This is a genomic window from Magnetococcales bacterium (assembly GCA_015232395.1).
Classification (GTDB): Bacteria; Pseudomonadota; Magnetococcia; order Magnetococcales; family JADFZT01; genus JADFZT01.
The window spans coordinates 1-5787 of sequence record JADFZT010000138.1; the positions used below are offsets into that span (position 1 = coordinate 1).

At 54.8% G+C, this 5787-nt stretch carries 5 protein-coding genes; 4 read left to right on the plus strand and 1 reads right to left on the minus strand.

The window, feature by feature from the left end; genetic code table 11:
* Positions 1 to 15: 15 nt before the first annotated feature.
* On the minus strand, positions 16 to 405 hold the full coding sequence (locus tag HQL52_19680; GenBank protein MBF0371663.1) for a hypothetical protein: 390 nt from the start codon (positions 403 to 405) through the stop codon (positions 16 to 18).
* Positions 406 to 690: 285 nt separating this feature from the next.
* Between HQL52_19680 and HQL52_19685 the strand changes: the two genes are divergently transcribed.
* The 4 genes from HQL52_19685 to HQL52_19700 form a co-directional block, all read left to right on the plus strand.
* Complete coding sequence (locus HQL52_19685) at positions 691 to 1602, plus strand: AAA family ATPase (protein MBF0371664.1); 912 nt, start codon at positions 691 to 693, stop codon at positions 1600 to 1602.
* A gap of 112 nt (positions 1603 to 1714) precedes the next feature.
* A complete protein-coding gene (locus HQL52_19690; protein ID MBF0371665.1) occupies positions 1715 to 2656 on the plus strand; it encodes a hypothetical protein in 942 nt (313 codons plus the stop codon).
* On the plus strand, positions 2653 to 3735 hold the full coding sequence (locus HQL52_19695) for a hypothetical protein (protein MBF0371666.1): 1083 nt from the start codon (positions 2653 to 2655) through the stop codon (positions 3733 to 3735). The genes HQL52_19690 and HQL52_19695 overlap by 4 nt, the downstream gene beginning before the upstream one ends.
* A gap of 26 nt (positions 3736 to 3761) precedes the next feature.
* Positions 3762 to 5787, plus strand: a 2026-nt coding sequence (locus tag HQL52_19700; GenBank protein ID MBF0371667.1) for a tetratricopeptide repeat protein, incomplete at its 3' end; no start/stop codon positions are given.

The window sequence follows — 5787 nt, forward strand, 5'->3', positions numbered from 1 at the left end:
AGGAGGCTGGGGGGGTTACCCGGGATATGGCGGCGTATAGTGGGGGGATGGTTCAGGCTTCGGACCAGGTGGAGGGGAGTGGCTATGGGAGTGAGTCGGGCGGTTGGGAACGGCTATTGCGCCTCCAGCCTCCTTTCTCTGGGAACGGTCATCCCCTGAAGAGGATGGCGGTTGTGGGGGCTGGGTGCGATCCAGTTGGGTTTGATAGTGGTGTTCGGTGCGGCTGATGTGCTGCCGGTAGTGGTGACCGATGCGATCAATCACCTCTTGAAACCGGCTCTGGGTCTGATGAAGAGTGGATTCCCAGGTGAGGAGGGATCCCAATGCCAAGAGGCCTGCACAGCCAAAGGCGACTGCGATCCGTTTTCCACTGCTTAGCCGTCGGTATGCTTCCAATGTACCCATCCATTCGTCCCAGCGTAGCCCTGTTCCCCGGAGCCAATCCCTTTGAACCCGGTTCTCCCCTGCCACCACATTCAGGGTATCGTCACTGGGGCGTTTCGTCCAGATATTGTGATGGTTGCGCCATCCATTTAACCTGAAAATCTCTTTGCCATATCCGACAAAAGAGGCAAGAAGTGGTCTCTGAAGCGGCTGGCTGATTGTTGCGATCTGCCAAGCACGTTAATATATGGGGGGTGAGGGTGGATTTTTTTTAAACGACACGCACAACCGACCGGGACGAGGGGCATGGACGAAAACAGGGTGTTGGATCAGGTGGTGGAACGGGCAGGGGAGATCATTCTCGGTAAAAAACGCGCCATACGCCTGGCTCTGGTCTGCTTGTTGGCTCGGGGGCATCTCTTGATTGAGGATCTGCCGGGGGTGGGCAAGACCACCCTTTCCCATGTGCTGGCGAAGGTGCTGGGGTTGGGTTTTCGGCGGATTCAGTTTACCAGTGACCTGCTCCCTGCGGATATTTTGGGGGTTTCGATTTTTGATCGGCGCACGGGGGGGTTTGAATTTCATCCGGGGCCGATTTTTTCCCAGGTGATTTTAGCGGATGAGGTCAACCGCGCCACCCCCAAGGCCCAGAGTGCTCTGCTGGAAGCGATGGAGGAGCGGCAGGTGACGGTGGAAGGCACCACCCGGCCTCTGCCGGAGCCATTTTTCGTCATCGCCACCCAAAACCCTTCTCATCAGATCGGCACGTTTCCCCTACCCGAATCCCAGCTGGATCGATTCCTGATGCGGGTGCAGCTGGGATTCCCCGGCCCCCAGGCGGAGCGGGAGTTGTTGAGGGGGGAGGATCGGCGTACTTTGCTCAACCGTTTGGAGCCTTTGCTGGAGCCCAGCCAACTCCAAGCCCTGCAAAAAGCCGCCACCCAACCGACGGTCTCATCCGCCTTGCTGGATTATCTCCAGGCGCTGCTGGCCTTCAGCCGGGACTCCGGCCACTATCAATCGGGCCTCTCCCCGAGAGCGGGCCTGGCCCTCCTCCACGCCGCCCGCGCCCACGCCTTCCTGGAGCGACAAAAAGCGGTCCTCCCCGAAGACATCCAAGCGGTCCTCCCCAGCGTCGCCAACCACCGCCTCCACCTCGACACCCCGTCAGGAGACGACCCGGTACGCCATCTGCTGGAGTCGGTGGCGGTGCCTTGAGATAGACGACAAATCCTTGATGATGGCCTGACCAGCACCTATCTTATTGAAGGGAAGTCATTTCAATGAATGATTGTTAGCAACTTATCCACATCCGGTCTGGTCGAAATAGATGAGCGTCGCTCAACTGGTACATCACTGGCTCAGTCATCCCCGTTGGGAGATGCAACACCTGGCACGCAATCTTCTACTCGATTGCCAGGGGGTGCCGGGTGCCCATCCGGATAGCCAGGGTTGGGGAAACCGGCTCGATCAAAAGGTCGTCTCCCAGCTGGATACTTTCATGACGCCCATCCTGCAACAATTCACCAACCCCGATCCCGACCCGGCCCAGCCCCATGCAGATTGGCGGAACCATTTGCGGGAAGGATTAAAACGCAAACTGGAGCATCAGCTCAACCAGGCAGGGGGAACCATTGCCTCTATCGTTCCTTTTCCTGATTCGGATGAAACGATACAGCTGGTACGCTATGTCTCCTATCGGGTAGTGGATGATTATTGGCTCGACAATCCACCAGATGCACAGATGGATCCGAAGAGCGTGTGCGCTCGGGTGGAAGCGACCATCAACGCTTATAAACGACAGCGCAAAAGCAAGAGCAAGGTGGCCGACATCATTAAAGGGGATGCGGCACTCGCCCAACTGTATCATCTGGCCTGGGCAGCCCCGGGGGAGAACCCGCCCCACCTGGATCCGAGCCTGGAAAAAGCCACAGAGTCGGAACGAGCCTTGCATGTTGTTCGATCACTGGCGCTGCCAGATTTTGAGGAACCGGGACAGCTCCAGGATGAGTTGGGGGTGGTGGCCGCCCTCTATTCGGTTAAAAAAAGTGATCTCAGAACACCCACGGTGGTGGATGGCGGGTGTGGCTGGCTGTTTTTTCCCGGCCCCATGAATGATCCTTGCGGTCGTGCGGCTTCCCTTGATCAAAATTTTCAATCCCCCTGGAAACGCACCCCGGACAACTCCAAACTGGGGGAGTGGCTGCACATCAACGAAAGCGAGCTGACATCCATAATGCCAACCCTGAAAATCGTGGGGCGTTTTGCATGAGTGGCATGAAACCATATCTCGACACCGAGGGGCGTTATTGCCAGCAGTTGATCGACGCCCTGGAGGGGGATTCCCAAAGTTTCATCGAACGCCTCAAACTTCGGTGGCAGGGGGAGGATGGGCCGAGCCTGGAGCGCGCTCCATCCTGGTCGAAAATTCTCACCCGGGCTTGGCGGGAAACTCCTGAATCCGGGAAAAACCAGTGGAACAAAAGCCTGCTTGGGATTTTAAGGGAGTTCGATCAAGTTACCGATGACACCCTCTCACCGGATCGGCGCAAGGTGTGGTTGGGGGCGTTGGAGTTGGCGGGGCAGATTGCGTGGGGGGAGGAAGACGCGGTTTTGTTGCGCAGCCGGGTGGCCGGTTGGTTGGAGCTGGCCTCCCCTGGGTATTCTTTTCCTGTTCCTTACCATTTTTGGCAACAGGAGCGGTTTGCTGGTCAACCCGAGGTGGATCCCCTCACGCCGATTCTACGTTTGGCAGCCCAGCATCTCACCTGGGGTAAAGTGGCGGAGGGGCTTTGGCAGCGGGAAGAGACAGCAGAAGCAGCCATTCCCAAAATTACCGCTGCCCGGTTGTGGCAGATCGCCCATTGGGCCATCAACCAGGAAGAGTTCAACTGGTTGGGCAAACATCTGGATGGTTTAACGCAATCCCTGGAAAAAACCGGTTGGGTGTCAGGAAATCTCACGAAGCTTTTCTTTTATGCCGAAAGGGTATGGGGGGAGGAGCAGGTGGTGAAGCTGATTCTGAGTACGCCCATGCCGGACACCATCCAACGACGCCAAGCCCTGGCGCCCCACCTGGATTATTTTGGTGAGGACAATCTGGAAACCCGGATACATTACTGGGAGATATTCTCAGATCGCGGAGAAAAGAAGGAGAGGGGAGTCCTTTTTCATCTGGAACCAGACGAATTGGAAAAAGAATTGGCCGCAGAAGAAAAAACTCGAAAAACAATAAATGAACACCAGATAAAGAGAAAAAAAACGAAAGAAGAGAAAACCAAAAAAATGAAATCTGATATCAAATCGAATTGGCACAATAAAGTTACAGAGAAAAAAGCCGTAAATGACTAGGAACTCCGACGAGTCCTGAGATCCATATGCATGTTATCTCATTTTTCAGTTTCAAGGGTGGGGTTGGTCGAACCAATCTGCTGCTGAATGTTGCCTGGGGTTTGGCCAGCGAGGGCAAATTTGTGGTGGTGGCGGACTGGGATCTTCATGCGCCGGGTTTGACGGTGATGGAGCGGATGTCCCAGCCCAAGCCTGTGGATGCTGACGACACCTATCCCAAGAGGCACGATGTGCGTTTGGGGGTGTTGGATTTTCTTTCTGATATTTTAAATGATTCCGACAAAATCACCGACCCGCAAACCCTGGCCCAACCCACCCGGCTGGGTAGAGAGACCCGAGAGGAAAACAAAAAATTTCGGGGGGATATCTGGTTTATTCCGGCGGGGCGTTTTGATCATCAGGATAAGCGCCACCGCTATCACGAGCAGCTGCGGGCGGTACACAGCCAGGATTTGGCGGGATGGACGGCGGCTTTTAAAAAGGGGGAAGAAAAGCAGGATCCCCGCAATGTGACCGAATTTTTTCGGGAGCGGGTGGAGGGGGTCAAACATCCCGAGATGGGTGACCGCACTCCGGATTTCCTACTCATCGACTCCCGCACCGGCATGACTGAAATTGGGGATCTGCTGTTAGGGGCCGGGGCGGTGGATCGGATGGTGCTGGTGAGTGGGCTCAACGAACAAAACCTCATCGGCTTGGAAACCATCGTTCGGGATTTACAGGATTCCGAGGAAAACCCCATTCCTTTGGGAGAGATGCGCAAGCACCTCACCTTCGTCGCCTCACCGGTTCCCCAGGGGGAGGAGGGACTCAAGGAAGCGCGGTTTCAAAAGCTGAACGAATTGATCCACAGGCTTGCCCGGGAAAAACCGGATGGCGAGCCGGAGTTCATGCCCGATCTCCACCAAATCCCCTACCACCCCCACATCGCCCTCTCCGAAGAGTTGATGGTGGCGCGCTATCCCAGAAGCGAACCCGCCCAGGCAATGCTGAAGGTGATGGAAGAGGTGCTGGAAAAAGGCTCCCCAGAACTCCAAAAGGAGACCACCCGCCAAGAGTTGCAGGAAATTGGTGCACTGGAAGATAAAGAAGAAAACGACAAGGGGGCAAAACCTACCTTCCCCCACCATCCCTGGTCCCTGCTCCCGGTCTGGAACTGGCCCGACCCCACCATGACCCTGGAACGGTTCGCTCCTGGTCTACCCAAGGAACACCATGGCTTGCTGAATGGACTTGCCCGCTCCGTCTCCGTCTCCAAAGATGAAAAGGGCAAAATAATTGAGAATGTTGGCCAACTGGACGAATTCCAATATGTCGAGCTAAACAAAATATTTAGAGAGGAACAGCTCAAGTTTGGTGATCTGTCAGAACCACATTATCACCAACTCATCCAACTTAGTGTGGGGCATTTTGCTGGATGGCTGGAACTTTGGTTTGAGAAAAATCTCGTTGAGAAGGAAACAGTTCTGCAAACCATCGTTCAGGAAGAACGGAATAACCTCTTGGGGAGCTGGCCGGATATTGGTGCCTTTTGGAATGAACTGGCAAAATATTTTGGCCAAATCGAATCGAGGGAATTACAGGAGGCTGCTCTCAGGAAAGCGGCTTCCAAAGATCCACGATGGGCCGCACCCTGGTTTCATTTGGGTGTTTTACTACTGGAACACACGAACCGATATACAGAGGCTGAGGAGATCTTTCGAAAGGCTATTGATCTGGGGCCTCAACTAGCCTCTCCCTGGAATAGCCTGGGGAATTTACTGAGTGATCATACCGACCGATACGATGAAGCTGAAAAGGCATACCGAACAGCCATTGAGCTGGATCCAAAATATGACACTCCCTGGAATGGCCTGGGGAATTTACTGAACAACCATACCGACCGATACGATGAAGCTGAAAAGGCATACCGAACAGCCATTGAGCTGAATCCAAAATGGGCCTATCCCTGGAATGGCCTGGGAAATTTACTGAGCAACCATACCGACCGATACGATGAAGCTGAAAAGGCATACCGAACAGCCATTGAGCTGAATCCAAAATGGGCCNATC

Excerpts from the sequence above, each read along its gene's own strand:
- HQL52_19680 (MBF0371663.1), bottom strand. The coding sequence starts at position 405 with ATGGGTACATTGGAAGCATACCGACGGCTAAGCAGTGGAAAACGGATC.
- HQL52_19685 (MBF0371664.1), top strand. The coding sequence starts at position 691 with ATGGACGAAAACAGGGTGTTGGATCAGGTGGTGGAACGGGCAGGGGAG.
- HQL52_19690 (MBF0371665.1), top strand. The coding sequence starts at position 1,715 with ATGAGCGTCGCTCAACTGGTACATCACTGGCTCAGTCATCCCCGTTGG.
- HQL52_19695 (MBF0371666.1), top strand. The coding sequence starts at position 2,653 with ATGAGTGGCATGAAACCATATCTCGACACCGAGGGGCGTTATTGCCAG.